This window comes from Candidatus Roizmanbacteria bacterium CG_4_9_14_0_2_um_filter_38_17 (assembly GCA_002788855.1).
Classification (GTDB): Bacteria; Patescibacteriota; Microgenomatia.
This window is the reverse complement of sequence record PFSB01000024.1, coordinates 1-25284: the sequence shown is the minus strand read 5'-3', so window position 1 is coordinate 25284 and position 25284 is coordinate 1. Positions and strand designations below refer to the sequence as shown.

At 40.3% G+C, this 25284-nt stretch carries 32 protein-coding genes and 1 tRNA gene; 13 read left to right on the top strand and 20 right to left on the bottom strand.

What is annotated here, in order from left to right; translation table 11 throughout:
- The first annotated feature begins 35 nt into the window (after positions 1–35).
- Entirely contained in the window at positions 36–911 is an 876-nt protein-coding gene (locus CO050_05360; protein PJC30700.1) for a hypothetical protein, read from the top strand.
- Positions 912–969: 58 nt separating this feature from the next.
- On the opposite strand, the gene CO050_05355 is transcribed toward CO050_05360, so the two are convergent.
- Positions 970–1656, bottom strand: a complete 687-nt coding sequence (locus CO050_05355) for a hypothetical protein (protein ID PJC30699.1) — start codon at positions 1654–1656, stop codon at positions 970–972.
- 233 nt (positions 1657–1889) lie between these two features.
- Between CO050_05355 and CO050_05350 the strand changes: the two genes are divergently transcribed.
- Both CO050_05350 and CO050_05345 read left to right on the top strand, forming a co-directional pair.
- The gene (locus tag CO050_05350; protein PJC30698.1) at positions 1890–2882 is read left to right on the top strand and encodes a hypothetical protein; all 993 of its coding nucleotides are present in this window, start codon (positions 1890–1892) and stop codon (positions 2880–2882) included.
- Positions 2883–2906: 24 nt separating this feature from the next.
- A complete protein-coding gene (locus CO050_05345) occupies positions 2907–4187 on the top strand; it encodes an alpha-L-glutamate ligase-like protein (protein PJC30697.1) in 1281 nt (426 codons plus the stop codon).
- On the opposite strand, the gene CO050_05340 is transcribed toward CO050_05345, so the two are convergent.
- The 6 genes from CO050_05340 to CO050_05315 all read right to left on the bottom strand — a co-directional run bounded on the left by CO050_05340 (position 4180) and on the right by CO050_05315 (position 7715).
- Positions 4180–4950, bottom strand: a complete 771-nt coding sequence (locus CO050_05340; GenBank protein ID PJC30696.1) for a hypothetical protein — start codon at positions 4948–4950, stop codon at positions 4180–4182. The two genes, CO050_05345 and CO050_05340, sit on opposite strands and share 8 nt — an antisense overlap.
- 4 nt (positions 4951–4954) lie before the next feature.
- Positions 4955–5713, bottom strand: coding sequence for a hypothetical protein (locus CO050_05335; protein ID PJC30695.1), 759 nt, complete (start codon positions 5711–5713; stop codon positions 4955–4957).
- A gap of 35 nt (positions 5714–5748) precedes the next feature.
- On the bottom strand, positions 5749–5949 hold the full coding sequence (locus tag CO050_05330) for a MerR family DNA-binding transcriptional regulator (GenBank protein PJC30725.1): 201 nt from the start codon (positions 5947–5949) through the stop codon (positions 5749–5751).
- A gap of 78 nt (positions 5950–6027) precedes the next feature.
- Positions 6028–6411 (bottom strand): 50S ribosomal protein L7/L12, encoded by a 384-nt coding sequence (locus CO050_05325; GenBank protein ID PJC30694.1) that lies wholly within the window; start codon positions 6409–6411, stop codon positions 6028–6030.
- On the bottom strand, positions 6411–6917 hold the full coding sequence (gene rplJ, locus CO050_05320; GenBank protein ID PJC30693.1) for a 50S ribosomal protein L10: 507 nt from the start codon (positions 6915–6917) through the stop codon (positions 6411–6413). The genes CO050_05325 and rplJ overlap by 1 nt, the downstream gene beginning before the upstream one ends.
- 102 nt (positions 6918–7019) lie before the next feature.
- The gene (locus CO050_05315) at positions 7020–7715 is read right to left on the bottom strand and encodes a hypothetical protein (protein PJC30692.1); all 696 of its coding nucleotides are present in this window, start codon (positions 7713–7715) and stop codon (positions 7020–7022) included.
- Between the two features lie 206 nt (positions 7716–7921).
- On the opposite strand from CO050_05315, the gene CO050_05310 reads away from it, so the two are divergent.
- Positions 7922–8245: a hypothetical protein gene (locus CO050_05310; protein ID PJC30691.1), complete on the top strand. Its 324-nt coding sequence runs from the start codon at positions 7922–7924 to the stop codon at positions 8243–8245.
- An 18-nt stretch (positions 8246–8263) separates the two neighbouring features.
- A complete protein-coding gene (locus CO050_05305; GenBank protein PJC30690.1) occupies positions 8264–8464 on the top strand; it encodes a hypothetical protein in 201 nt (66 codons plus the stop codon).
- A 105-nt stretch (positions 8465–8569) separates the two neighbouring features.
- Here the strand turns inward: CO050_05305 and CO050_05300 are convergent, their stop codons facing one another.
- The 4 genes from CO050_05300 to CO050_05285 are packed head-to-tail and all read right to left on the bottom strand — an operon-like array spanning position 8570 to position 10582.
- A complete protein-coding gene (locus tag CO050_05300; GenBank protein PJC30689.1) occupies positions 8570–9352 on the bottom strand; it encodes a hypothetical protein in 783 nt (260 codons plus the stop codon).
- Positions 9353–9354: 2 nt separating this feature from the next.
- A complete protein-coding gene (gene rplK / locus CO050_05295; GenBank protein ID PJC30688.1) occupies positions 9355–9777 on the bottom strand; it encodes a 50S ribosomal protein L11 in 423 nt (140 codons plus the stop codon).
- Complete coding sequence (locus CO050_05290; GenBank protein ID PJC30687.1) at positions 9777–10376, bottom strand: transcription termination/antitermination protein NusG; 600 nt, start codon at positions 10374–10376, stop codon at positions 9777–9779. Before CO050_05290 ends, rplK begins: the two co-directional genes overlap by 1 nt.
- Entirely contained in the window at positions 10376–10582 is a 207-nt protein-coding gene (locus CO050_05285) for a preprotein translocase subunit SecE (protein PJC30686.1), read from the bottom strand. The genes CO050_05290 and CO050_05285 overlap by 1 nt, the downstream gene beginning before the upstream one ends.
- 58 nt (positions 10583–10640) lie before the next feature.
- Between CO050_05285 and CO050_05280 the strand changes: the two genes are divergently transcribed.
- Both CO050_05280 and CO050_05275 read left to right on the top strand, forming a co-directional pair.
- The gene (locus CO050_05280; protein ID PJC30685.1) at positions 10641–12389 is read left to right on the top strand and encodes a hypothetical protein; all 1749 of its coding nucleotides are present in this window, start codon (positions 10641–10643) and stop codon (positions 12387–12389) included.
- A gap of 142 nt (positions 12390–12531) precedes the next feature.
- Positions 12532–12738: a hypothetical protein gene (locus tag CO050_05275; protein PJC30684.1), complete on the top strand. Its 207-nt coding sequence runs from the start codon at positions 12532–12534 to the stop codon at positions 12736–12738.
- 135 nt (positions 12739–12873) lie between these two features.
- Here the strand turns inward: CO050_05275 and CO050_05270 are convergent, their stop codons facing one another.
- Positions 12874–14028, bottom strand: coding sequence for a hypothetical protein (locus CO050_05270; GenBank protein PJC30683.1), 1155 nt, complete (start codon positions 14026–14028; stop codon positions 12874–12876).
- Between the two features lie 73 nt (positions 14029–14101).
- On the opposite strand from CO050_05270, the gene CO050_05265 reads away from it, so the two are divergent.
- The 5 genes from CO050_05265 (at position 14102) to CO050_05245 (ending at position 19575) form a co-directional block, all read left to right on the top strand.
- Positions 14102–14962, top strand: coding sequence for a hypothetical protein (locus CO050_05265; GenBank protein PJC30682.1), 861 nt, complete (start codon positions 14102–14104; stop codon positions 14960–14962).
- Positions 14916–16613, top strand: a complete 1698-nt coding sequence (locus tag CO050_05260; protein PJC30681.1) for a hypothetical protein — start codon at positions 14916–14918, stop codon at positions 16611–16613. Before CO050_05265 ends, CO050_05260 begins: the two co-directional genes overlap by 47 nt.
- 20 nt (positions 16614–16633) lie before the next feature.
- Positions 16634–16948, top strand: a complete 315-nt coding sequence (locus CO050_05255; GenBank protein ID PJC30680.1) for a hypothetical protein — start codon at positions 16634–16636, stop codon at positions 16946–16948.
- A 105-nt stretch (positions 16949–17053) separates the two neighbouring features.
- Positions 17054–19447, top strand: a complete 2394-nt coding sequence (locus CO050_05250; GenBank protein ID PJC30679.1) for a hypothetical protein — start codon at positions 17054–17056, stop codon at positions 19445–19447.
- 56 nt (positions 19448–19503) lie between these two features.
- A tRNA-Thr gene (locus tag CO050_05245) sits at positions 19504–19575 on the top strand.
- Between the two features lie 37 nt (positions 19576–19612).
- Here the strand turns inward: CO050_05245 and CO050_05240 are convergent.
- From CO050_05240 to CO050_05205, 8 genes are all read right to left on the bottom strand, one after another.
- Positions 19613–20263, bottom strand: a complete 651-nt coding sequence (locus CO050_05240; protein ID PJC30678.1) for a hypothetical protein — start codon at positions 20261–20263, stop codon at positions 19613–19615.
- 50 nt (positions 20264–20313) lie between these two features.
- Positions 20314–20943, bottom strand: a complete 630-nt coding sequence (locus tag CO050_05235) for a hypothetical protein (protein PJC30677.1) — start codon at positions 20941–20943, stop codon at positions 20314–20316.
- Positions 20933–21235: a hypothetical protein gene (locus CO050_05230; protein ID PJC30676.1), complete on the bottom strand. Its 303-nt coding sequence runs from the start codon at positions 21233–21235 to the stop codon at positions 20933–20935. Before CO050_05230 ends, CO050_05235 begins: the two co-directional genes overlap by 11 nt.
- Positions 21236–21512: 277 nt before the next feature.
- Positions 21513–22055 carry a hypothetical protein gene (locus CO050_05225; protein ID PJC30675.1) on the bottom strand — a complete coding sequence of 181 codons (543 nt, stop codon included), beginning with the start codon at positions 22053–22055 and terminating at the stop codon, positions 21513–21515.
- 6 nt (positions 22056–22061) lie between these two features.
- Positions 22062–22718 (bottom strand): hypothetical protein, encoded by a 657-nt coding sequence (locus CO050_05220; protein ID PJC30674.1) that lies wholly within the window; start codon positions 22716–22718, stop codon positions 22062–22064.
- Between the two features lie 22 nt (positions 22719–22740).
- The gene (locus CO050_05215; protein ID PJC30673.1) at positions 22741–23406 is read right to left on the bottom strand and encodes a hypothetical protein; all 666 of its coding nucleotides are present in this window, start codon (positions 23404–23406) and stop codon (positions 22741–22743) included.
- Entirely contained in the window at positions 23330–24433 is a 1104-nt protein-coding gene (locus CO050_05210; protein ID PJC30672.1) for a hypothetical protein, read from the bottom strand. The genes CO050_05215 and CO050_05210 overlap by 77 nt, the downstream gene beginning before the upstream one ends.
- 29 nt (positions 24434–24462) lie before the next feature.
- Complete coding sequence (locus tag CO050_05205) at positions 24463–25113, bottom strand: site-2 protease family protein (protein PJC30671.1); 651 nt, start codon at positions 25111–25113, stop codon at positions 24463–24465.
- A gap of 18 nt (positions 25114–25131) precedes the next feature.
- Between CO050_05205 and rpmB the strand changes: the two genes are divergently transcribed.
- A partial coding sequence (rpmB, locus tag CO050_05200) for a 50S ribosomal protein L28 (protein PJC30724.1) occupies positions 25132–25284 on the top strand: 153 nt, incomplete at its 3' end.

Below are 25284 nucleotides of genomic sequence, written 5' to 3'. Positions count from 1 at the left end.
TGACACAGCCACCTATATATATGTATAGTTAGCATATGAGATGGATTAATAGTTTCATTCATGCACTAAAGGGTACTTTTACAAGTCCAGCTTATTACAAAAAGGTAGTTGCTGCGCCATTTAGCTTTTCACTAAAATTTTTCTACTTTTTCTTTTTTCTCTATGCATTTATTGCAACTATCTTTTTTACAGTAAAGTCTGCACCAGGAGTTGAGAAATTCATTAATAACGTTCCCAGCGCCATAATTAGAGCTTATCCAGAAGAGCTTGCTGTAACTATTAATAAGGGTGAAGTAACCACAAATGTTGAAGAACCATATATAATCCCCATAAGCAGAGTGGAGAAAGCTTTTTCAGACGTTCTAGGAGAAACAACAGCCACATCTTTAAATTTACTAGTAATTGATACAAACGCTTTGATAGATAACTTTAAAAACTACGACACCTACGCCCTGCTAACCAAAAACAATCTTGTATATATAAACGATAACGGCAATATAGAAGTAATATCGCTTAAGGACGTTGATGGGGTAACTATAAATCAGGAACTCGTGCTTAAAGCTAAGAAAGCTGCCATTCCATATCTAAAATATATCACTCCAGTCTTAGCCCTTAGTATGTTCCTGGGAATTTTTGTATTATTTACATCTTTTAATCTTGTCTACTTACTATTTTTTGGCTTAATTGCCTTGCTAATTGGAAAAGTTATGAAATATTCTTTACCATATAAGAAGGGTTATCAGCTTGGCTTACATCTAGTTGTGGTTTATTCTACCTTAATGGGGGTGGTATATTTAGCACTTAGCTCTGTCGAATTTTCTCTAAACTATCCTTTTCAGCGCACAATAGTTCTAATAATCATGCTTATAGGAATCTTGAATAAGTTATCATCTAAGTCTCCAAAAGCTTAGAGCATAATTGGATTATGCAAGGCGAATTAGAACTGTAATATTTATTTAAGGACGGTCCTTAAATATTATCGATTGCTAATTCTCCGAGTTGACCAAAATCTTGGTCACTATTTTGTAAGAACTGTACAAGTTTGATGGAGTTAAATAATTCTTCGGGTAGCCTATCTTTTGAAATACCTCTAAGGTTTGTTTTATCCAGGTAATTCTTTATTGATGACCACTGATACGTTAAAATACCCCTAGGCGATACAAGACCAGCCTCAATTGGATTATGTAACACATATTTTATTAGTTGAATCAATTGTGCATCAGAAATTACAGGTACTGACTTATATATACCTTCAAACGCAGAACCAGAGAAGTCATACTTTAGATTTAAATACATAGCATACGCAGTCTGTAACTTTTTCATGTAAGTCATAATCCCCATATCAACATTTTGTTCAATTACTAGGTGAAAGTGATTTGGCATTTCTACGTATGCCAATATATTAATTAGTGGTGTTTGGTATTTATACTCCGTCTCTATTCTATTATTAAAAGCTTCTATCCGATGATTTTTCTCTCTATACTGCATAATTTGACTTAAATATAGACTATAAGGATAGTTATGCTTAGAAGACCAGAAGACTAACTCCTCCCAACGCTTATAATCAGATGGAGAATTATATATCTTACTTTTTCTAACACCACGGTTATAAACATGATAAATAGATCCAGTGATAAAATCATGCTTCCGTCTCATGCAAAAATTATATCACAATATTTAAGGACGGTCCTTAAATAAATACTTGCTTAGCCTAACAGTTATTATTACGCGCAAAGCGTAACCCGCTAGATAACCCATAAATGTACCAAACTCAGCTTTCATAGCCCATTGCCCCCACCACGGGTCCTACGATAATCCCTTTGCGCAAGGTAGCACACAACCATTGTAACAGATTTGTTACCCGGGAGAGTGGTTGGTATAATAGAGTCATGCAAAAAGCACTTAAGGTTTTTAGTTTTGTTTTCGCGCTACTCATCACACTTTCATTCACAACCCCAGCTTATGCCCAGCTTAGAGAGAATCCCACACCAACCTTAACCGTTCAAGAAGCAACCTTGTCTGCTGAAGCCCTTAAACTAAAAAGAGAAACAGACACCTTGAATGAAGCAACGCAAGCAGCCAAAGAAGCTAGCCCATCAGCTGAAGAGGCAAAAAAACTAGAAGCTATCAAAGGAGAGGACGTTACCCAACCTGAACAACCCGAAGAAAAAGTAGGGGTATTTGCATTATTTGCACAGCGCCCAGCCAAGGACCTTACTCCTTCAAACTTTATGGCTTACGCTGTACAGTATTCAGTCCGCAAGGGAGTTCCTGCTAATACAATAATGCTTATTCTCTTGCTCCCATTCTTAGCAACAATCATCGCTTTCTTAAGGCACGTTGTAGGCCTTCCAGGATTTGAGCTACTTGTGCCAATCGCTTTAGCTATAACATTTGTTGCTACAGGACTACCCGCTGGTCTATTGATCTTGTCTACAATTCTACTTGCTACTTTTGTGTCACGTTGGGTACTTGGACCTGTGCGCATCATGCATCTACCTAAAGTAGCTTTATCACAGCTAGTAGTGGCAGTCTTTGTCATTGGAATACTTACATTAAGCGCGGCCAACGGTATTTTGGTTGTACGCCAGCTTTCGATCTTCCCAATCCTGTTGCTCATTCTTCTTTCTGAGCAAATAGTACGACTACAGCTACAAAGCAGCTTACGAGATACTTTGTATACTACCGGTGTCACTTTAATCTTGAGCACAATTGGATTCTGGATATTATCTTCACAGGCATTGCGTAATTTTGTATTGCTATACCCAGAGGTAGCTCTGCTACTTATTCCAATTAATATATCTATTGGTCGTTACTTTGGTTTACGTTTATCTGAATATTTCCGCTTTGGTCAAATACAAGAAAAACGCCGAAGTTCATAAAAGCTCTACCAATCAAAACTAATTATGGCAGTAAGTCAAAATGTTCTTGGAATGAATGCTCGGAATTATCTGTATATTGGCAGGTATAATACCTCAGTTGGTATAAAAACAGCAGATAATAAGTTACTAACCAAAAGATTACTTGCTGAGCATAATCTACCAACGGCAAAACTACTACATCTATTTAACACCAGAAACTCAGTACGAAACTTTGACTGGAGCAGTTTATCAGAGGCTGGTTTTGTCATAAAACCAGCTCGGGGATATGCTGGAGCCGGTATCATATCTATTAAACGCTTTCACGGAGAATCGTTTGTAACTGTTTCTAATAAGCGTCTGAAAAAGAGCGACTTAGAAACACATATCTTAGATATTTTAGACGGTGCGCATTCTTTACAAAATGTTTCAGACTCTGCAATAATTGAGGAGCGCATAAAACTACACCCTTTTTTCCGCAAGCTTGTTCAGATTGGTATTCCAGATATACGCATAATTGTATTTAACCGCGTACCAATAATGGGAATGTTGCGGTTGCCAACTAATGATTCTCGAGGTAAGGCTAATGTGCACCTAGGAGCAGTCGGAGTAGGTATAGATATGCGCACCGGCATAACCACAGGAGGTGTCCAAAGAGGAATTGCTGTCTCTAAAATGCCCGATACGGGTCACAAAATTCGCGGAATCCGTATTCCAAATTGGAATGATATTCTCTCACTTTCATCAGATGTTCAAGCAATGAGTGATATGGGTTATGTTGGAGTAGATGTTGTTCTAGAGGATGAAAAGGGGCCCATGGTCTTGGAGATAAATGCGCGCCCTGGCTTAGCTATTCAAATTGCCAACATGGCGTCACTGCGCACCAGACTTGAGCGAATAGAGCACATGAATGTAAACTCATCTACTCGCGCAGTCGAACTTGCTCGCAGTCTCTTTGCTGAAGAATTCTCTGAGAAAGTTCAGATTAGGCCCATCGTTATTGAGAGGGTTGAAAATATAATATTAAGCTTTGGGAGTGGGGAAGAGAGAGGTTTAGCTGTAAAGATAGATACCGGCGCCGACCACTCATCTATCGATCACAAGTTAGTTAAAGAACTTGGGTTACCTTATTCAGATAAGGTTATTAGTATTAGATCGTCTCATGGACAAACACAGAGGCCCTCTGTGAAGATAAAGTATCGACTGCGAAACAAAGAAATTAAATCTCTAGCCACGGTTATTGATCGTTCACATCTAACTTACCCCATGATTATTGGCTACCCAGACCTAAAAGGATTTTTAGTAGACCCTTCCAAACCCACTAGTTGAGCAAATATATCGCCACCACACCTGCCAAGACCCAGCGGTAAATTACAAAACTAACTAAGCTATGCTGAGACACAAAACCTAGTAGCCATCTTATAGCGACTAGACCTGTAATCAAAGCAACGCTAAAAGCTAGTACAACTGGCAGAAGGTTGTAGTTTGAGCTTGTAATAAGATCGGGAATTTTCATCAAACCCGCCCCTAGGGTAATCGGCATGCCTAGTAAAAAGGTAAACCGCAAGGCCTCTCTTCGACCTAGTCCCACCATAAGCCCTGCAATTAGGGTGATTCCAGCTCTTGAGGTACCTGGTAGTAAAGCCACTGCTTGCATTGTGCCAATAAAAAGCGCTGCGCCCAGAGATAACTGTGTAAGTTTTTTTACTCCATTTCCATTATTTTTATCAACGACCAACATTAATAATCCTACGCCGATCAGCATAGCTACTACTACCCAAGGGCTACGCAGATAACTTTCTATTTCTTTTTCAAACAGTAATCCCACAACTACTGCTGGAATAGAGCCAATTATGACGAGCTTTGACAAAGAAGTTCTCCATTGGGTTAAGAGTGTATACCAGTCTTTCCTAAAATATATCAGCAGTGCCAACCCTGTTGCTAAGTGCAAAGTTGCATCTAGCACTAAGGTGTCCTGGGTCTCACCGAATAACTTATGAAATATTAATAGATGTCCTGAGGAAGAAACTGGTAAAAACTCAGTCACACCCTGTATTAAACCCAGTAGTGCTGACTGCAAATATTCTAACATGGGACTATATTAATATTAAGAGAGCTAGGAGAATTGTGGCAAAACCTGCTGAAATACCCATGATCGTATCTTTTAATCCTCCCGCAACAGGAACATCTGGAGATACCACATCACTATCAGCCTTGGGAGTAGGAGTTGGTGTGACTGAAACTGATGGATCCTGTTCGCAGTCTGAATCCACAAAACACGCATCCGCACCTAATCCTTCAACTTCAATACAAGCTCCCTCAAAACACTCTGAATGAGTCTGAGTGCCAGCCAGAGCCAAGTCACCAGCTCCTCCTACATCAGCACCCACAGTTGGCACAGCGGTTGGCTTAGTTGTTGGTTTAATCGTAGGAGTAGGTGTAGAAGTTGGTGGAATGAAATCTTCCTTAGCTGAAGCACCGGTATCCTGGGACACGTCTGACTGGGCAATATTATTGCGATCATTATATCCCTGGTAGATTCTCATTCCAATTGGAACATCTACAGCAATAAGAATTAGTACAATTGCCGCAATTAGAAGCTTGCCCGAAGTAAAGCGTTTTTTCTTATGTTTAGGTTTCCCAATAGGAACCGTATTAGGTTTTAGCTTTTCAACAACTTTTCTCCTAACCTTTTGGGATGGCGCGCCTTCTTGTGCCATCTGTTTATGAGTGATTACCTTAATCTCTGGCTTACTAGATAACTGAGTAGGTGACTGAGGCACAGCTTGCAAGTTCGAAGCTTCATGCTCGTCTCCACCAAAATAAACAGAAAGATCTCTAAGCTTGTTAACCATACACTAAATATAACCAGAAGTGAGGTGATTGTCAATTAATCAGACGAAGGGGAGCCGTTTATATCTAGTCCTAAAAGCCACAAAACAGCCTCTTTTTTGTATCGACGATCGCCACGTGAGTTAATTCTAATTGCCGGAAGCTTTCCTTTTCTACCCCAGCGTTTTATTGTAAGGGGAGAAACTCGCAAAAGCTCTGCCACTTCACGAACTGTTAATAAGTCAGGCAAACTCTCCAGAGAAAGTCTCTTTTTATCTATGGTTTTTTCATTCATACTATTGCTAACTATAACAAAATAGGGCAGACCTGTCAACAATTATTTGAGCTCAACCGTTGCGCCAGCTTCCTCGAGTTTTTTCTTTGCTTCGTCTGCGTCAGCTTTCTTAGCCTTCTCCAAAACTGCTACTGGGGCTGATTCTACTAACTTTTTTGCATCAGCTAAACCAAGATCAGGTCTAATTGTACGTACCGCTTTAATAACTTGAATCTTTTGATCTCCAATTCCGGCGATAACAACATCAAACTCTGTTTTCTCTTCTGCTGGTACAACATCTACGGGACCTGCTACTGCTGGACCTGCTACTGGTGTTGCGGATACACCAAATTTCTCTTCTAGTGCGCCTACCAAATCAGCTAGTTCCATTACAGTTAACTTTTCAACACTTTCAATTATTCCAGCTACTTTTTTATTTTCTGCCATTATTTTCCACCTCCTTTTTTTACCCTAACATTATCCATTGCTACTACTAGTCTTTGTATATTCCAGTTTAGTGAACGAGCCAAGCCGTACATCGGCGACGCTAACTGCATGACAAGTTTAGTTTTAAGAATCTCTGGGGAATCCATTTCTACTAGTCTATCTAACTTATCACCAATCATAAATTCACCAAATGCAATAGCTGCTTTTAGGCGATCTTTTGCAATTTTAGCAAACGACTGCAATGGCAAAAGGGGATCACTATGAGCAAAAATTGCAGCTGTTGCACCACCAAACTCTGCCTCAGGTCTACCAGCTTCTTTTAAAGCAACGCGAAAGAGGGTATTTTTAATAATAGAATATTCAGCTCCTGCTTCTTTAACCTTAGAACGAATCTCGCTCAATTCACCATAGGAAAGTCCTTGGTAGTTAGTAAGATAGATAGCCTCTGCTTCAGATATTTTCTGAGTAAGTCTTAAAACTTCGTCTTTTTTTAATTGTGTTGGCATGAATTTTTCCTCGGTAAGTATTAATTAAGGTCTCAAGACCGCTTACTATCTCTGGACAATAAGGATTATATCACAACACTTAAAAAGTTTTAAAACCGGGTTTTAAAACTTGCTATCGATGGAAATTGAATCAAGAGAAAGTTGTTCCTCGTCTGAAAAATCATCTAAAAGAAACTTGCTTAATTTATTTGGATCAGAAAAGAACGATGGTATACGCTCATATGTGATAATTTTTCGTAAGTTTGGATTAAGATATTCACGAATCGCTGACCATGGATAGTTTAAAAACATTTTCTTACTGACTAATTTTGCAACTAGAGGGTTTCGTAAAATATATTTTTGAACCTGCAGGAATTGTGGTTCGCTTATAACAGGAACATCCTGAAACCTGCCTTGGAATACTGAACCAATCAGTTCATATTTCAAGTTAAAATATTTAGAGTACGCAGCTTGTAATCTTTGCATATACTTTTGGACGCCATGTTTAGTAGACTGTTCAAGGAGAAGATGATAGTGATTAGGCATGCTAACAAAGCTCAGGATTTTAACCAGGGGAGTTTCCAGCTTATACATTTTGTCAATTTGCCCTATTAAAGGCTCTGTCTCTCCACTTGATATTTCTAACTTTGTCTTACGATCTTCAAATAAACTATACGGATAATTATAGTTAGCAGTCCAGTAGAGCAATTCCTGCCATCGAAGGTAGTCAGCTCGCGTAGTGAATATTTCGCTTTTGCGTATCCCTCGATTGTAGATATGATAGATCGATCCTGTAGCAAAGTCGGTCTTCCTCCGCATAACCAAAGTATAACATTATTTCAAAACTTATTTTAAAACCCGGTTTTAAAATAATAACTATGGCTAAAAACTGATATAATTTATGTAGAATGACAATTTCATATGTGTTCCTCTTGTTAAGCAGGGTTTAAGTGAGTGTGTGCAAGCAAGTATTACACATCTATAAGGTAGTTGACGGGAAGCCCCTGGGTACATCCTTGGGACATATGGGTTGCTATCTTCTTAAGCAGGGCTTTGAGGTTAAGTTTCATATTGTAGATGTAGAGATATTTGATCGTAGCTGGTCCAAGTTGTCTTCAGGGCAACTCGTTCATAAGTTGGGAGAGAGATTACAACATATTAGTCACACAAGATATGATAAAACCGCATTTGAAATAATATTTGATGGATATGTATCATTCATTAAATCAGGAGGGCTAATAGTGCTTCCTATAATAGATGAGATTTATCTTGTTAAACAGCTAATGATGGGACCTATCATAGCGATTGTTAACTATAATTTTTTTAACAATAATTCTAAGTATAAGTAGGATAAAGATAGAAAAGCCATGATTATATCAGACATAAACGGAATACCAACAACTCACGCAATTGTAGTATCGGGATACAAAAATGGTAAATTTACCATCGTGGATCCAGATAAGGACAATGGTGGTATAAAAACTGTTTCCGCAGGTCTGCTAATTGGATCAATCTACCTTGCAGAAACTGATTTTGACCCATTAATTATTACAGCTGTAAAAAACTAGCCACAACCTTTTCATTTTAAAACCGGGTTTTAAAACAAAATAAAAAGTAAGTAGCTTGGATTGGAGGGCCAAAATTCTATTTTAAAACCGGGTTTTAAAACAATTTTAGTTGAGCTTGAGCTGGATGGAGGGGCCCATGGTTGAGGTGATATAAGCTGTATTGATCGCCTTTGGTAAAAATGCATGTAGCACTGCATCAACATTCGCAGTTAGTTGAACGCTGGTCATATTTGCTTTTCCTATTACAGAGTGAATAACTGCAGCCTTACTTTCAGTTGAAAGAGTAATGTTGCCTTCTGTTAGTGATTTTAGCTTTTTAGCAACATCATCTGGATTAATAAGTGTGCCGTGCTTTGGGTTGGGCATCAGTCCTACGGGACCAATAATTTTGGCGATTTGTGAAAGCTTTGGCATTACTCCAGGATCAGCCCAGATTTGGTCAACGTCCGGGGCACTTGCCACGCTTTTAATTTCTGAAATTGCTTCTTCGCCTTTAATTACAAGCTCAACGCTATCAGTCTTAACCGCTGATTTTTTTGCTTTAGTTACATCCGAAGTAATATATAGTATCTTCTTTTTAGAAATTAGAGGATGGGGGAGTTTTACCTTTACACGCAACCCAATTTTTTCTACATTAATATGAAGCTCAATTGATTCTACAAATTTTGCCGTGGCGCTTTTTTTTACTTTCTCGACCGCATCTTCAACTGCTACAGCTTCATCAATAATTCCCTTTTTGACGCTTTTGTATCTGGCTGACCTGCCATGAGTGGAGGTGGGGTGAGTTGGCTTTTTCTCTTTCTTAAAAACCTTACCTTTAGTAGTTTTTTGGGGTTTTTTATCTTCCACAATATTTTCGTCAATTTGTTTTACGCGTATTTTTCCCATGATTATTTTATTTGAACTCCCATTGCGCGGGCTGTTCCCGCAATTATTTTTTTAGCCATATTTATGTCATCTGTATTTAAATCTTCCATCTTTATTTGCGCGATTTCCGTTAACTGTGTGTCGCTTAGAGTTCCAGCTGAAGCTTTTCCTGGAGTTTCGGATCCTTTATCTATGCCTAACTTTTTTCTGATTAGCTCTGCTGCTGGTGGTTTTTTGACTATAAACGTATATGTACGATCATCGTAAACCGTAATCACAGCCGGAAGAATGGTGCCCTTTTGATCTTTAGTTCGATCATTAAACTCCTTTACAAATTCCATAATAGGTAATCCGTGCTGACCCAATGCTGGACCAACTGGGGGAGCTGGCGTTGCGGATCCTGCTGGAAGCGTTAGTTTTAGGATTGTTTTTACTTTCTTTGCCATTATAATTTGGATATTTGTAAAAAGTCTAAATCAACTGGTGTTTCTCGACCGAAGATAGAAACCAATACTGAAACTTTACCTTTCTCTTCATCAATTTCCTTAATAGTTCCCAAGAATTCTGCAAATGGACCATCATTAATCTTGACTGCTTCTCCCACGCTAAACTTCACCTTAAACATTGGTGCGTCTAGATCCATGAATTTACGGATCGCATCAACCTCTTTGTTAGATATTGGCTTAGGCTCAGATCCTGCTCCTACAAACGCGGTAACTCCAGGTGTGGTCTTAACTGCTAGCCAAGAATTATCATTAATATGCATTCGTACCAAGATATATCCTGGAAACAGCCTTTCTTTTCTTTCAGATTTTTTACCTCTTCGAACCTGAATTACATTTCTAGTTGGAATTATTACCTCAAAGATATATTCTTCAAGTCCTAAGGATTCTACTCTCTGCATCAAAGCCTCTTTAGCTTTGTTTTCATGACCAGCATAGGTATGCACAACATACCAACGACCACTCTGCTTAGGATCATTTGACGGCATTTCTGCCTCATTCTCGGCTACCTTTTGCTCTCTAATAATATCTTTGTCTGTCATTATTCAACTAGTAATTTTAATACCTGACTTAAGATATAGTCAATTCCTCCAATATATATACTCACTACAACAGTAATCGCTATAACCAAGCCAGTCAGCTTAATTGTTTCAGCTCGACTAGGCCAGACGACCTTCCCGAGTTCTACTCTAGCTTCTTTCACAAACTTTATCGGATTGGCCGATCTTAACTGTGAAGCTTGGGACATGTACACGATTTTATCATGAACTAGAAAAGTCTACCAGTATCTGTTATTCTATTAATATATGGGATTACTTTCCTGGTTAGCTATAGTTATAACAGGTCTCTTTTTTGCAGGCTCCACGGGTCTAATTAATCTATTTCCAGATAAAGACAAAATTGATCAGTATGTATCAGGTGGCTCCTGTGCGCCTAGGGTGGAAAGTGATGTTCGTCTGGGTATTAATGTGTCAGTTGGTCAAGAGATTCATAATGATAAGGGATTGCCGGTTGAGTGGGTGCTAGTAAAAAAAGATGCAGGAATACCTGGTTGGAAAGTTAAAGGAAATAATGCTGGAGTAGACGCAGAGATGGGGGTAATTGGATTATCGGTGCCAATTGTAGGACAACTACCGAACCTAGATGCAGATGGAAAAGAAGTCTGGCTAGGAATAGGGCACTGCGACCAAGCAAATAAAGATACTGATCCAGACTGTAAAGATCCCGTAACCCAGGACGCAGTATTTATTCCCACAACCGCCGGACCAAGTCCGGGGGATCTAGAGTGGCCATCTTGCGCTAATGAGAGTTGGGGAACGGATATAGATGGTGATAGAACACCAGATATAATAGACGAAGAATGTAAGGATGAACCCGGGTATTGGTGGCTGTTTAATGTATATGTTCGAGCAGATAAGTTTGTTGATGAGGTCGGAGCTCCGGCAGAAGTATCTGATGAATTTATTCCATGCTGGGCTAAATTAGCTTGTGGAATAGGTGATATCTGGGGAAATGAGCGCAAAAGAGTATGGGAGAAATATCTAGATACAGGAGAATGCCTAGTCGATCAAGACGTAATAGGTGCTCAAGCTATTGGAGCTGCTGCCCTTGGAGGTCAGCCAAATTTCATTAATAAAGAAAATATTACTATTTCAGCCACAGCCGACCCGCAAATCGTTGCTCAAATACCTGATGCTCTGATCTTCGCCAATATTATGGATATACCACCAGACGGAACAGCGTCTGTGCTCGTGGGTACATATCAGTCAAAGTATGATGTCTATTACCTCACAACGGGAGCGATTTTAACATTAGTCAATCAAGATGGTTCTATTCCTTACTATAATTATAATGAGCTTGTAAACAGAGACATACCACAGGGAAGTTCACTTCAATTAGGAACATTTCAACCAGCCACTGGTTTTGCCTACGAATGGTGGACGCCAGCCTGTAAACCAGCCATCTATCTCTATCCCGAAGTAACAACAGATCTTAATGTTAAAGTGATCCCGCAAGGCAATCTAACTAAATCTATACCTTCTTATCCAACATCCGGCTGGGACGTAACTGCCAACCCATCAGGAAAAATTCAATCCCTGGGAAAAGACTATCCTTATCTTTTTTATGAAGCTAATATTGAAAAAATAAAAGTACCTAAAGAAGGCTGGGTGGTAGAAGTAGGCGAGCTTGATAGGTTTTTTAAAGACCTGCTTCCCAAGCTTGGCTTAAATAAACAGGAGCAAACAGACTTTATGTCCTACTGGGTGCCAAAGCTTTTGTTTCATAGTTTACCTACAGACTCCCCATACTACTATATAGGACTACTCGATCGAGAACAGCTAGATAAAGTAGAGGAAATTCAGTTTAGCCAAGAACCAGATAATTTTATAAGGTTGCGCTTTGTATTTGAAGCACTTAACGTTAGCCAGCCAGCACAAGCGCCAATACTTACCGGCAACCTTAAAAGATCCGGATTTACCGCCGTTGACTGGGGAGGAATCCTCTTAAATGGAACCTGTGAAGAGGGGATAGCCAAGGATATAGAAAGCAAATAACAACAGATAAGGACGGTCCTTATATGTATTAATGGTGGCTGACCCCATTACTCTTTGACATTCACTTTAAACAACAGGGGTTAATTAGAGTAGGGGTTGATAGTTGACTTATATATATTTTGTATGTATACTATCCCATAGTATGAATAGTGAACAATTAATTCAACAAGAATTTAGCCCAGCAAATGAAGAGATTAAAATATATCAGATAACTGTGAGCTGCTCAACATGTGGGTGGTCTCGGACATACCCGATACAAGACTCAAATCTGGGTGACGCACAAAGCAATGGATTACAGATGGGGTATTTTCAACACTCTGAGCACAGTAGTTCATTATCAGCCAGTTAACAACATATAAGGACCGTCCTTATATGTTATACATAAGTCAATGAGCGAAACAAGGCGAGATTCTTCATGAAATGGAAAGTCTTGCCTTAAGTAAGTGTGATTAATGGTGGCTGACCCCATTATCCATTATCAAAACTACTTTGAATTCAAGAAGGGGATAGTTTCAAAGAGAGCAATATATTCCTGATAGCGGTCCATCACAAGAATTATTCCAAATATTATCATTATTAGACCGGCAACTGTTGAAAAAATGTGCAACTGGTTGCGATGTTTTTGTAGGAAACTCATGGTTTGAGGAAAAAACAAGCTAATTATAATAAAAGGAGTTCCAATACCCAAAGCATAAATAAATAGGGTAAAGACACCTTGTGCAACCGAATCTGCCCGACCAGCAAGCAGCAAAATTGCGCCAAGTATTCCGCCAATACAAGGAATCCATACCAAAGCAGAAACAACACCAGTTGAAGTTGAAGTGATATATCCAAGACCAGTAAGACGGCGCTGAACATTCCAGGCATAGTCAAATCGAAGCGATCTAAATTTTATTACTCCCAGCTGTACCAATCCAAAAACAACAAACAGTGCTCCACTTATCTTTAAAAGAACTGGAAGATTAGTCTGGATAAGTTGGCCAATTGTACTTGCGACAGCACCAAATAAACTATAAACAATCGCAAATCCTAGTGCAAAAAATAAACTGGAAATGAAAAAACGTCTACGTAGCTTGCTAAAATTAAGCCCATACATATCTTTTAGAGTAAAACCGGTTATTGCTGAAAAATATGATGGTAAAAGAGGTAGGCAACAGGGGGCAAAGAAAGAGATTATGCCGGCAATATACACAATTGCAAGAATGGGAATTCCTGGTAGTGAATTAACAATAGGCAAGGAAGTTAAGCTTGTAACTTCCTGAGTCTGTGTAGCTCCACAACCCGAGAGGGAGGCTAGTTCCTCAAAATATTTCCCACCTGGGTATTGTCTCCCGTCCGGTCCTTCCCAGACAGGGTAACCCTTAATATTAGCCTGCTGGCAGACGGTGGCCCGTAGGTCACAATCTATCTCATTAATGTATGCAAAAGAAGACCCAAATAATTCTCGTTGATTCTTGCAGTTTGAGCACCACGAGGTCCCATACATCTTCCAACCCCGAGCTGTTAAACATTGCGCCAGCTGATCTGGCTGAATATTATCAACACCCGGTGTTGATGTGGGTTTGTCTAGATTACCTCCAGCCAAGATGATAAGTATGAAGATTCCCGCTATCATTAATAATGACTTTAATAACTTCATATTTACATCATAACAAATATAATAAGTATTCACGAGTTGCTAGGTCGATTAGTATTTGCTATAGTAGTAAGATATGGATAATTCGTCCAGATTGATTCTTATTCTAGACAAACTAAAAAATCTAACTAAGTTTCAGAAAATCATGCTCGTGGGGCTTATTATTTTGATAATTACCATTGGTGCTTTATTACTGCTTAATCGAGAAAAAAGTGAAGTTCTAAAGACCGTTGGTGAAGACAATATTTTAAGCACTGATATTTCTGCGATTAAGAAAATCCAATATGACCGCACAGAGGCTGAGATTTTAGATCAAGTTTCCAAAGAGTCTAAGATTCTTCAGGATGCAGTACAAGAGGGACTAGTCGAGGTACCTGCGGATTACTTCTCTGATAAAACACCCATTAATAATGCCGAGCGCCAAAAGTTTATTAGCCAAGCAGAAGAGGAGTATGAGAAGCAAAGCATGCAGGTTCAAGGGGCGATTATAAACGTCTTTTTCTACAACCAAAAGCCAGCTGACCAGCTGACATTTGACCAAGCCGATAGCAAGGCACTAGAGCTTATGACGGCAATTAGGGAGCGAATTATAAGTGGCCAAATGCAGCCAAGCACAGCAATAGCTGCGCTAGCCCAACACCCAGACGTTGCCAAGCTTGACTGGAATGGTAAATTTAATACGGGTTTTACATTCGACAAACAAGTAGCTTGGCGCCTTACGTCGGACAGTTTATATCTGGCAACTTTGCAAAAAATGACTCTGGGTAAAAATCGCCAGGTTTCAGAAATTGTTCGCTACCCAGGCCCTAAAGACCAATACCCGGAAAGCTATTTTAATTCTGAGGAGCAGAACGGCTATTACATGATTTTTGTATTGGATGATAAAGTTGATGGCTATACACAAAGTTTTTCCGAATGGAGTAAAAGTAATGAATAAAGTATTTTTAGTTTGTATTTCACTAATTACATCGGGCATACTATTTGCTAGTGCTCCAGAGCCAGTTTATGCTGGTGGAACTGTCGTTGCAAATATAACAGTTAACATTCAATATTCTGATGGCTCAAAAGTCCCTATTAATGGGGCAGAAGTAAAATACTGGGCTACAACCAGTCAAGGCTGGTTAGGGCAAGATAACGCCATAACCAATTCAAGTGGTATAGCTAGTGCAGCTCTTATATCTTGCCAAGGACAGTCACATCTAGAACTTCAGACTCCAGCTAATTTACCAGCCGGTGGTACCTGGTCAACATCTGTACGAAGACCTGCAGGAGCAGGCAATATTACTCATATTGGCTTTATTGATCTTAGTAAGAATCCAAGCGAGCAGAGCTCATATGATCCGTTTGAACGAGGCGGTGACCCAGCGCATCCAGAGACATATCAGCAAATAACGGGACTTTTACCGAGTCCAGACTCAATCTCTGATGTTTCAAATAAACGCGCTGTTGCAACTGCTATTTTAAATAACAACGCAACAGATATCTGGATTGACTGGGTATATGTATTACCACCTATAGCTACCCCAACACCCACTCCAAGAATAACCTGTAATCAAATCTGTGACCCAAATGATGGATTAGCCTGTAATACGGGAGAAGTCTGTACACTTGTAAATCCTGGACATAGTCCTATTCTTCCTGATGAAAACAGATGCCGTTTGCAAACTTATCCAAACAGCCTTACTTGTGAGTCTCCACAGTGTGGAGATACCTGTGACCCAACCAACCCTATCTGTCCACTGGAGTGCTCATCCTGCCAGCCAGATGGGAATGGGACTAATGTTTGTCAGCCACCTGCCACTCCAACGCCCACTCCAATTGCCACACCTACAGCCACCCTAACACCTACATTGCCACCTCAGTGTGGAAGTCCTTGTAATCCAGCTTCACCTCAGTGCCCCGAAGAGTGTGGCGCATGCTTACCTGGTGGTAATGGTAATATCTGTCAGCCTCCTCCCACCCCCACCCCACCATTATCTGATTGCCATTGCGATGGAATAGACGTTACAGCTCCTGATCCAAAAGTGGTCAAAAAAGGTGAAGTTGTAAACTTTACAATATTTGCCTACACTGATCCTTATGGTAATCCAGCCAGCTATCCGACTAAGGTAACACGTATTGTCTATTCAATATACAAGGATAATGTTCGAGTTGCCGGACCTATTGAAACCATGGCTGCTCTAGTAGGAATTCAGACTAGAGAAGGAAAGCAGGTTGAAGTATATAAAGTAGACGGCACCTACACAATACCCAATTTAGACAGTGCGATTGGGGTATATAAGATTGACGCAACAAATGGGAATGAAACAAATGGATTATTTTGTAGGCTAAAACACCTAGCATTTTCAACTGAGATTAGGGTTGCTCAGGCAAGCGATAGGAGCAATATCTTTGCCCGCTTTTTTAACTGGCTAATTGGCAGAAGCAGCTCAAGTCAACAAGTAACTGGTCAATCAACTATACCAGTTGTACCAACAGGCGCTGACAGTCTTCAGCTTGGAACTTTCTTCCCTGTGGATGATCTTCCACCAGATGGTTGTACCTTTGCCAACTTCCAGGTGCTAAGTCAGGGTTTCCCTGGAGAATAGATATGTGCTATATTAGTTATATGAAAACTGTCCTAATCATAGTTATTGCAAACTTATTATTATTTACAGCCAGCCAGCCAGTGAGCGCTCAAGTAATCTGTAGTAGTGCTGAAGGGGAATTTGGACCAACGTGCGCGGCAACTATCGTTCCTCCTACAAATACGCCCATTCCGCCAACCAATCCAACCAACCCAACCCTTCCACCAGCCAACACACCCATCCCTGAGCTACCCAGATCAGGAAACACCACTACTCCAGCACTTTTAATTTTTGGCGGGGGAGTGATATTCTTACTAGGTCTTGGCTCCCTAAAAAGTTTTAAAACCGGGTTTTAAAATAAAATCAAGCGAAACAAGGCTAGACCTTTCACGTAGTGGATGGTCTAGCCTTAAGTGAACGCCTAGTTGGAATTACCCTCAAGAATCTGGTATTGTAATAGTATGCGATTATTACTTACAGTTGTTGGTTTTGTTGCCATTGTTTTGCTTATCCCTCAGAGAACATTTGCTCAAGTTGCAAGGATTGACGATAAGCCAACCATAGTGCCCGGAGAATATATCGTTCAGTACAAACCAGATCATAATCCAGACCAAATTCGTGCTAAAGCAGCTAGCTGGAGTGAGAATGAAGACCAATTGATAGGCCAAGCCATTAATCGGTTAAAAACTATTCAGCTCCGCAACCAAGGCCAAGCACTTCCACCTGAAGTACTTAAAGAGCTTGAGAGCATTGAAGATAGCCTTAATGTTGTTCAGGAGAAAATAATAGGGGATTACTACTTGATGAAATCAACAGAAGCTATCTCACCAGCACTTGCAGCAGTAGCTTTTCGTCAAGCAGACATTATAGAAACCGCCGAACCAAATAGGTATGTTTATGCCGCCGCCGCACCAAATGATACATTCTATCCTAATCAGTGGAGTTTATCTAAGATGAACATGGAGACAGCCTGGGAAACTAATAAGACTAGTGGCAAGATTAAAGTGGCAGTATTAGACAGTGGGGTTAACTATAATCACGAAGATATAGATAGTTCAAAGATTATTAAGGGCAGGGATTATATTAATAATGATAATGACCCAATGGACGATATGGGACATGGAACCCATGTAGCAGGCATTATTGGAGCTGCCACGAACAATCAGAAAGGAGTAGCTGGAGTGAGCTGGGATGCTCAGATATTAGCTGTTAAGGTTTTAAATAGTGGAGGAACTGGTGACCTGACTAATGTCATTGAAAGTATAAATTCCATTGCAGATTCAAATCAAGCAAACATTATTAATCTAAGCTTAGACGGGGAAGGAACTTGTCCTCAAGCTTTACAAAATGCCATCAATTCAGCTGTGGAAAGAAATATTACAGTTGTTGTAGCTGCGGGGAATGAACATAATGACTCGGCTGGCTACTTTCCAGCAAACTGTCAAAATGTTATAGCTGTGGGGGCCTTAGGGCCAGATAGTGAGAGGGCGCGCTATTCAAATTACGGCAGTCTGGTGGATGTTGCTGCCCCCGGGGGAAATCCTAGTGTACCTTCGGGCAGTAGCTATGACTGCAATGCTAATGGAACCGACTGTATTATCTCAACCTGGTTATCTAACGAATATGCATTATCTGCGGGAACCAGTATGGCCGCGCCGCACGTTGCAGGCTTGGTTGCGCTTATGCTTGGGGTGAATAGTGGTCTAACTCCAGCTCAAATTGAGACTATCCTCAAAGATACTGGAACTACCATATCTACCGATCAACCAATAGGAAAATTAATTAATGCCCAAGCAGCTCTCTTAGCAATTAATACCGGAGATCCTACTCCCACACCCACAGGTACAGCTAATACGCCCACTCCTACCCCTACGCCCACATCAGTTCAACTTCCACCTGAAGCACCTACCCCGACAAGAATAGACAATGTATGTCCAGCAACTTGCGACGCAGGAGACGTTAACTGTAATGGAGCAATAAATGATGAGGATTACAATATCTGGAGAGATCAGTATGATCAATACAGGGGAGGGGTACAGCTTGAAGGTACAGCTCGAACAGGTGACCTTGACTGTTCACTGGATAATGCGGCGAGCCCAGGATATGTAACTCTTGCCGACTTTGAGATCTGGCGCAAACATAGCTTTGTGGTTAACCCAGGCACCGCCTGTGGAACTGCGGGGACTATTGAGGGGGAGAGTTATGAAACCTTATCAATAAACGGCAGTCCAGAAACAAGAGCTATTTCAGGACATCCAGACTACAACATTGCTCTGCGTGGCTGGGAAGCTGTACCCAATGCTAGAAAAGAAATATATGACATGGGCCCATCTGCCGACCCAGATCCCAATACGCCTCCGCAATTAAAGGGACTTTTTGCAGATAATCGCATACCACAAGTTTCCGGAACTTATCAGATGTATGACTGGAACTGGGGTGCAGGAGATAATATAGGGAGTAAAGGTGGGTTGTATTCAGCACCACCAGAGGTTCAACTCCTAGGTACTCTGGTAACAAAAGGAGAGGTCTTAAAAGTTCCAGATTCAGGATATGAGATAACATCAGGATACGAGGTGATGGTGCTTTATGCGGATGATAACAGTATCATGCTTAGTTATAAGGGCGAAGATACAGCAGCCACTGGATATGTGCTCCATGTTTTAGATGTATGCGTAGAACCTCGGCTACTTGCATTATATACGGCTTCAAACCAGGGTGGTGGCGCCAGAGTAAGACTACCAGCGCTTAAAGCTGGTCAGGCATTTGGTAGGTCAAAGGAAACCGAAGTTAAATTCACAATCCGCGATACGGGTAGTTTCATGGAGCCTAGAAACACCCAAAATTGGTGGAGGTAAGTGAGCCAGTCCCAGTAGTATCTAGCTATAATCTATAGTAAAATTTAGCTTAAGCGGCCAGCATAGCTCAGTGGTAGAGCATTCGCTTTGTAAGCGACAGGTCGGGGGTTCGAATCCTCCTGCTGGCTCACACAGGGTCCGTTCCGCCTGCAAGTAGGAAATAAATCAGTCTAGCAGAATGTCTTCAATAGGGCTAACGATGTTTTTCTTACTGCCAATATCATAAATGAAATCACTGTAGCTATTTATTGAGGATTGGGATGTATTAAACCATGCTAACACTTTATCTGGTTTAACCCAATTTTGTTTAATATGACCTAGATAATTAGGTAGAGAACTTGGTCTTTGAACTTGCAGGGTTTGACCCTGTAAGTCAAGGGTGGCCTGGTGGTGGATATAATACGATAAATAGATGAGTTGCTCATCAGTTAGTATGAGAGCCGCTTTATAAGTGCCTTGAAATAATGACCCAACCCTCTTATATTTAGTATTAAAGTACATAGTATAACGCGTTGATAGAGATTGCATAAAATATCTAATTCCGTCTTTAGTCTGTTGATGGAGCATTAAATGAAAATGATTAGGCATTAAACAATAAGCAAGTAGGGATAAGTCATCAGAATAATTTTTCACTCTACTTGATATTCTTGACTTAATATCCGCACTATCAATGGGGGATAAATAATCCTTTAAATATGATAAAAATACCGAATAATCTTGCTTATCTAGGAATATTTGCCTCTTCTCAACACCTCTATTATAGCAGTGATATGAGCTGTCTTCTATGTACTGTCTAATGCGATTTTTGGCTGGCATAATACGAGTATATCATATCAAAATGAACTTGCAGGGTTTGACCCTGTAGGTTAGAGGAGGAAGAGGAGGGAGAGGAGGATTAGGCTTAAGCCAGAGCCAACTAGTTTTAGGGTATCTTCGATTACTCCAGATTTAGGGAGTGCTGTGGGAGTTGCTTCGGTTAGGCCACCTTTGGATTGTGCTGCTATTATCGAGTAATTAGCTCCGGATGCTGATGATAAACTATCGTCAACTGAGCTCATGGCTGCAACATTTGAATCGCTCCTGACCCCTGGTGAGAAATCAAAGTCCACACTAGCTGCGCCAACAGCAATTCCTTCAAATACTACTGTAGCAAATGTTCCGTTTCCGGTATATCCTTTTGCATCATCCAGAGCTACAATACCAGACAAACTAAGTGAACCTTTGTCATTATCTATCTTTTGACTTATGTATTGACTAAATATCTCACCATTTTGAACATTGGTTATTTTTAGTATTGCTGGATTATATTTTAATAGCACATCCACACCAGCGGTGGCAGCTTCTTCAGTATCCAAAGTAATCTTTGATTGAAACTGTTGACCAACCGCGTAGGTGCCAGTAGGGGGATCAATTATGAGCTTTGCCGCTTGTATCTTTCCAACCCCAACAAAAAGCATGAAAAATAAAATCAGAAAGCAACATAAACTACTTTTCATTTTTAAGTTGCCTATACTTAGCTAAATCTAGGGTGTTTACTTGACCAGACCCATCAAGATCAGCGGAAGGATCCTTATTTTCAAACTTAGTCATGAATAAATAATCCTCATCACTTGCTGGTTCAGCGCTGGCTGGTTGGTCCTCAAACACGGGAATAGTTGGAAAGGTCTGGGATTCTGCCGCGCTTGTGGAGGGATTTTGCCCAATGCGCGGGGCAAAATATCCAACCGCAATTCCACCCACACCAACAAGTACTACCAATATAATAATAAATATCTGACGACCACTCATTATCTTAAGCATACCATGTTTCCACAAAAAAACTCTGCTTAAGACGGATATAGACAATTTCCTCGGATAGATTAAGTGGGTGAGCTGGCGGCAAGGCCAAAACCCTGCTACACTTTTCTAGAAGGATATCCGAGTATCCTTGAAGAACATTACACTCTCCCTTATGCCAATAAATATATAGAGAAAATTTCCCCTATATCCTTTACTCTATAAGCAGAGTTATAAGTTATCTTAAAATATGGATAAGCGAATGTCAAGTCAAGCATAGCTTGACGAATTATTGAGTTTTCTGCAGGTAAAGAAGGTAGTCTGTGGTGTTTACAACCCCATCTTGATTTACATCATATTCCGCATCATTAGAGCCAAATTTTTGCTTAAATATATCTGGATCTAGATTCTCAAGCTGATTTCCAGTTATACCACCAGGCCCTGTCTCTGCAGGTCTAGTTGTAAAGCTGTATGGTTGCCCGTTATTGTCATGCTCTTTTTCTCCAATTCGAATCTTATAGTAATAAGTTGTATTTGGTGACAAGAATGACAAAGTTACGCCGTGAGTATCGGTCTGGTCTGTCTCCACCGAAAATAACGATAATTGTTGAGGATCTGAACCATAGATTATTCGCGAAAAGACCGGTTTTGCGGTTGCAAAATTTATAATAGCGGAATTACTCGTTATTCCTGTTGTATCAACCCCCGAGGGTTGTAATTTACTTTCTGCTCCCACCAAAACTCCACGTAACTCATTTAATCCAAATACCAAAAGAACCAAGGCAACTAAGAACCCCACTACCATAAACAAGTTTTTTGCATTGCCACCCATACCTATCTAAAGGATAACTATTATCCCCACAATTGTCAATAAAATGCCTAAGCCAGCAAACATTAGCGTATTATTGATGCTCCCTGCCTGCGGGAGTGAATTGGGAGTAGGGGTGGGCGCGCCTGGAGTACCAGAATTAGAGATGGTATACACTCCGTTGACCAGCGCTGAACATTCAACAATATCAGCGCCATCACTAAGACGGGCAATATTAGTATCCGCAGTTTTTCCTGGTGCACATTTAAAGGCCATAGTATCCACACCCTCCTTTAATGCTTTAAATGTAATTGTGGCAACTTTACCCGTCCCTGTATATGATTCACCAGTTTGAGATAATGCACCGCTTAAGTAGGGCTCACCCGGAGTGAGCACATGATAAGTATTAGGAAAAAATGTTCCATTAGTTACAGTAATAGCTTCAAGCAAGGTTTTATCATGTGTAAAATAGACATCGGCAAATGTAACACTCTCACCCTTAGTATTGATCAACACATCAACGGAAAAAGTTTCCCCAGGCTTAATAAGCCTAGCTTGCGGACTTAAAGAAAGGGTCGCCGCCGAAACAGCACCAGGCCTAGCTAAGACCAGAGCCAACACCACAAGCATAAGCGAAACAAAACTCACAAGGTCTTGCCTTAAGTGAGTATGTCTAAACTTTTTCATATGTTTCATAGTTTACCTATATCTATTGTACCAATATTAAAAGATCCTCTACATTTGTTAAAATATTTTTGCCACTTGCCACGCTAATTGCTGTCGAGCCACTTTTTTCATCGCTTATTTCATGCACAAAACTAATACTTGAAGACTCAGCTTTAAGCCCAACAAACTCAACCACTGCAAACAAATCGCTATTTTGCTCACTTTGATCAATATTAACCCCTGTTACCACTATTCTTGACTTTGTCGGTTCACTTAAAATACGGGGATAATTAGGAAACATGTCGCCACTTTTGATCTTTTTTACTCCTAATATCGCTGGATCATAAGTAATAATTGCATCAGCGCCCAGTAAAAGTTCTGGTGAATTTAACTTAATTTTTACTGTAACAGTTCCTCCAACCGTAGTTGAGGTTAGGTCAGATTCCAGCGTAAACGTTGCCAAGCGTTTGGTCGGCCGATTAGGACCAGTAGGTGGTATATTAGATCTTGTATTTGGTCTGATGATCTTAACATTCTTCAAAACCTCATCTTCTTTATTACTTCCCTTATACAGATAACCAACCAGAGCTAGATTAACTACTAAAGCCAAGCCCCCTACAACAATAAATTTTCTAGTTCTCGTCATCATAATAAGTAGCCGACGATCTAAATAGAGTGTCCAGATCATAGGCAGATACAACTCCATCATAATTCAAATCAGCCACCATCACATCCACGGTACTTTTTGAGCCGATACGGTGCTTCATTAAAAAGACATCTCTTGCGTCAATAGCACCATTTTGCCGATAATCCTGATCGGGATCAGGCAAATCTCCGGGTGGCAATTGTTTTGCAATTGCCGTCCAGTCAAATTCTGGATTAACTCCCGGTTTAAGCTCAATTTGATCGGCCACTTTAATACGTATATGTTTTGGTCCTTTAAGTAATATGGTCTTCTTTAAGCCAGGTATAACACCTGTAAGCGTTAGAGGTGGTCTTGTCAGACGATAAACATGATTTTGACCAACTGTCAGTGGCACCTCAAATACTTTAGAAACTGGAGTAGTGGGTAGCTGGTCAACGACAGTTAGTTTAACTGTTATATCTGGCAAGGCTTTATCGTTTGAAGTGCGAGCTAATTTTGTTAAAAAACTAATAATTGGCTCACTGCCTGAAGGTGGAGTTTCGACTACGTTTACCTGCGTTGCAAGGCTTCCCTGTGGTGTTAATAGCGAATCATTTCCAGTTGCATTATAGGCAACTATTTCTTTTGGCCGCATTACAAATGGAGAAGCCCCAAGAGTTTTACCCTTAACTTTTATAGTCGCAATCTCTCTATCTCCCGACCCAAGTTCGAAGGTGGCAGTCTTTCGTACCAGAATTATCTGCATTGCACTAAAGGGAGCTGTATTTGTTGGAAGGTTTTTTTCGACGTGTAGGGGAGTATCAAAGTAGCTCGCGGATGTAATCTCTACAATCTCGATTTTGTCTGCATCATATATTAATGATATATCAACTCCAGATAATAATTTATCTCCAGTATCAACTTTTAAAGTTATTACAGTTTCCCCTCCAACACTAACATTGGGAGATCCAGGGTTAAACGAGAGAGTAGCGTTGCCAAATCCTGCGCGGGGCCGGAGATCAATCCTTCCCTGTGTAACTAAAAGTACTAGTGGCAGCGTAATAACCAAAAAAACTAGCGTAATACCCAGCACAATATTATCCTTTGTCATGCTTATTAATCTTAGCACATTAAGACTACTTAAATCAGCTGAATTGAAGATGGGATAAGTATGTTAACCAGAAACTTAATTGGTCCACTAATTAATCCTTGGATAAAAGGACCACCGGGACCTAGAGGTAATAGTAGCAGAATAAGGATAAAGATACCGTATCTTTGAAGCTCCATCCATTGACGATACTGATTCTTGTTTAGTAGTCCTGCTACTATTTTAAACCCATCCAGCGGATGAATAGGAATGAGATTAAAGATTGCAAGGATGATATTTAATAAGATTATTGGTTGTAGAATTGCGGCCAATAGCACAAAAACAACTGGTGACGTTGAGCCAATAACTCTCAAAAGCAGACTTGCAATAACTGCTAAGACAATATTAGAAGCTGGACCAGCAAGTGAGATTATCGCTGCGTCTCGTTTGGGATTTTCCAGATTAAAAGGATCAAACTGCACTGGTTTACCCCAACCAAATCTCACAAATAAAATCATCAGCGTTCCTAAAGGATCCAGATGGCTCAAAGGGTTGAGGGTTAGTCGTCCTTGAATCCGGGGAGTAGGGTCTCCGAGGCGATCAGCCGCAAAGGCATGGGCAAATTCATGAACAGTAATGGCTACGATTAGCGCTATAAACCAACCAAAAAATAACAAGGGGTTGGTAAATAAGGTTCCGATCATGTATAATATCTTACCATAATGGCAATTTGTCAGGTCTGTACTAAATCTAAGCAATACGGTCACAACGTTTCCCACTCTCACAGAGTGACAAATCGGACGTTTGATCCCAATATTATAACCAAGCGAGTTTTTGTAGATGGAAAGGTTACTCGGGTTAAAATTTGCAGCAAG

Coding starts and splice junctions, on each gene's coding strand:
- CO050_05275 (PJC30684.1), top strand. CDS start 12,532: ATGAATAGTGAACAATTAATTCAACAAGAATTTAGCCCAGCAAATGAA.
- CO050_05360 (PJC30700.1), top strand. CDS start 36: ATGAGATGGATTAATAGTTTCATTCATGCACTAAAGGGTACTTTTACA.
- rplJ (PJC30693.1), bottom strand. CDS start 6,917: ATGCCAACACAATTAAAAAAAGACGAAGTTTTAAGACTTACTCAGAAA.
- rplK (PJC30688.1), bottom strand. CDS start 9,777: ATGGCAAAGAAAGTAAAAACAATCCTAAAACTAACGCTTCCAGCAGGA.
- CO050_05345 (PJC30697.1), top strand. CDS start 2,907: ATGGCAGTAAGTCAAAATGTTCTTGGAATGAATGCTCGGAATTATCTG.
- CO050_05335 (PJC30695.1), bottom strand. CDS start 5,713: ATGGTTAACAAGCTTAGAGATCTTTCTGTTTATTTTGGTGGAGACGAG.
- CO050_05280 (PJC30685.1), top strand. CDS start 10,641: ATGGGATTACTTTCCTGGTTAGCTATAGTTATAACAGGTCTCTTTTTT.
- CO050_05305 (PJC30690.1), top strand. CDS start 8,264: ATGATTATATCAGACATAAACGGAATACCAACAACTCACGCAATTGTA.
- CO050_05225 (PJC30675.1), bottom strand. CDS start 22,055: ATGGGTGGCAATGCAAAAAACTTGTTTATGGTAGTGGGGTTCTTAGTT.
- CO050_05285 (PJC30686.1), bottom strand. CDS start 10,582: ATGTCCCAAGCTTCACAGTTAAGATCGGCCAATCCGATAAAGTTTGTG.
- CO050_05250 (PJC30679.1), top strand. CDS start 17,054: ATGCGATTATTACTTACAGTTGTTGGTTTTGTTGCCATTGTTTTGCTT.
- CO050_05265 (PJC30682.1), top strand. CDS start 14,102: ATGGATAATTCGTCCAGATTGATTCTTATTCTAGACAAACTAAAAAAT.
- CO050_05310 (PJC30691.1), top strand. CDS start 7,922: ATGGGTTGCTATCTTCTTAAGCAGGGCTTTGAGGTTAAGTTTCATATT.
- CO050_05290 (PJC30687.1), bottom strand. CDS start 10,376: ATGACAGACAAAGATATTATTAGAGAGCAAAAGGTAGCCGAGAATGAG.
- CO050_05315 (PJC30692.1), bottom strand. CDS start 7,715: ATGCGGAGGAAGACCGACTTTGCTACAGGATCGATCTATCATATCTAC.
- CO050_05260 (PJC30681.1), top strand. CDS start 14,916: ATGGCTATACACAAAGTTTTTCCGAATGGAGTAAAAGTAATGAATAAA.
- CO050_05240 (PJC30678.1), bottom strand. CDS start 20,263: ATGCCAGCCAAAAATCGCATTAGACAGTACATAGAAGACAGCTCATAT.
- CO050_05235 (PJC30677.1), bottom strand. CDS start 20,943: ATGAAAAGTAGTTTATGTTGCTTTCTGATTTTATTTTTCATGCTTTTT.
- CO050_05350 (PJC30698.1), top strand. CDS start 1,890: ATGCAAAAAGCACTTAAGGTTTTTAGTTTTGTTTTCGCGCTACTCATC.
- CO050_05210 (PJC30672.1), bottom strand. CDS start 24,433: ATGACAAAGGATAATATTGTGCTGGGTATTACGCTAGTTTTTTTGGTT.
- CO050_05340 (PJC30696.1), bottom strand. CDS start 4,950: ATGTTAGAATATTTGCAGTCAGCACTACTGGGTTTAATACAGGGTGTG.
- CO050_05230 (PJC30676.1), bottom strand. CDS start 21,235: ATGAGTGGTCGTCAGATATTTATTATTATATTGGTAGTACTTGTTGGT.
- CO050_05270 (PJC30683.1), bottom strand. CDS start 14,028: ATGAAGTTATTAAAGTCATTATTAATGATAGCGGGAATCTTCATACTT.
- CO050_05355 (PJC30699.1), bottom strand. CDS start 1,656: ATGAGACGGAAGCATGATTTTATCACTGGATCTATTTATCATGTTTAT.
- CO050_05220 (PJC30674.1), bottom strand. CDS start 22,718: ATGAAAAAGTTTAGACATACTCACTTAAGGCAAGACCTTGTGAGTTTT.
- CO050_05215 (PJC30673.1), bottom strand. CDS start 23,406: ATGATGGAGTTGTATCTGCCTATGATCTGGACACTCTATTTAGATCGT.
- CO050_05255 (PJC30680.1), top strand. CDS start 16,634: ATGAAAACTGTCCTAATCATAGTTATTGCAAACTTATTATTATTTACA.
- CO050_05325 (PJC30694.1), bottom strand. CDS start 6,411: ATGGCAGAAAATAAAAAAGTAGCTGGAATAATTGAAAGTGTTGAAAAG.
- CO050_05205 (PJC30671.1), bottom strand. CDS start 25,113: ATGATCGGAACCTTATTTACCAACCCCTTGTTATTTTTTGGTTGGTTT.
- CO050_05300 (PJC30689.1), bottom strand. CDS start 9,352: ATGGGAAAAATACGCGTAAAACAAATTGACGAAAATATTGTGGAAGAT.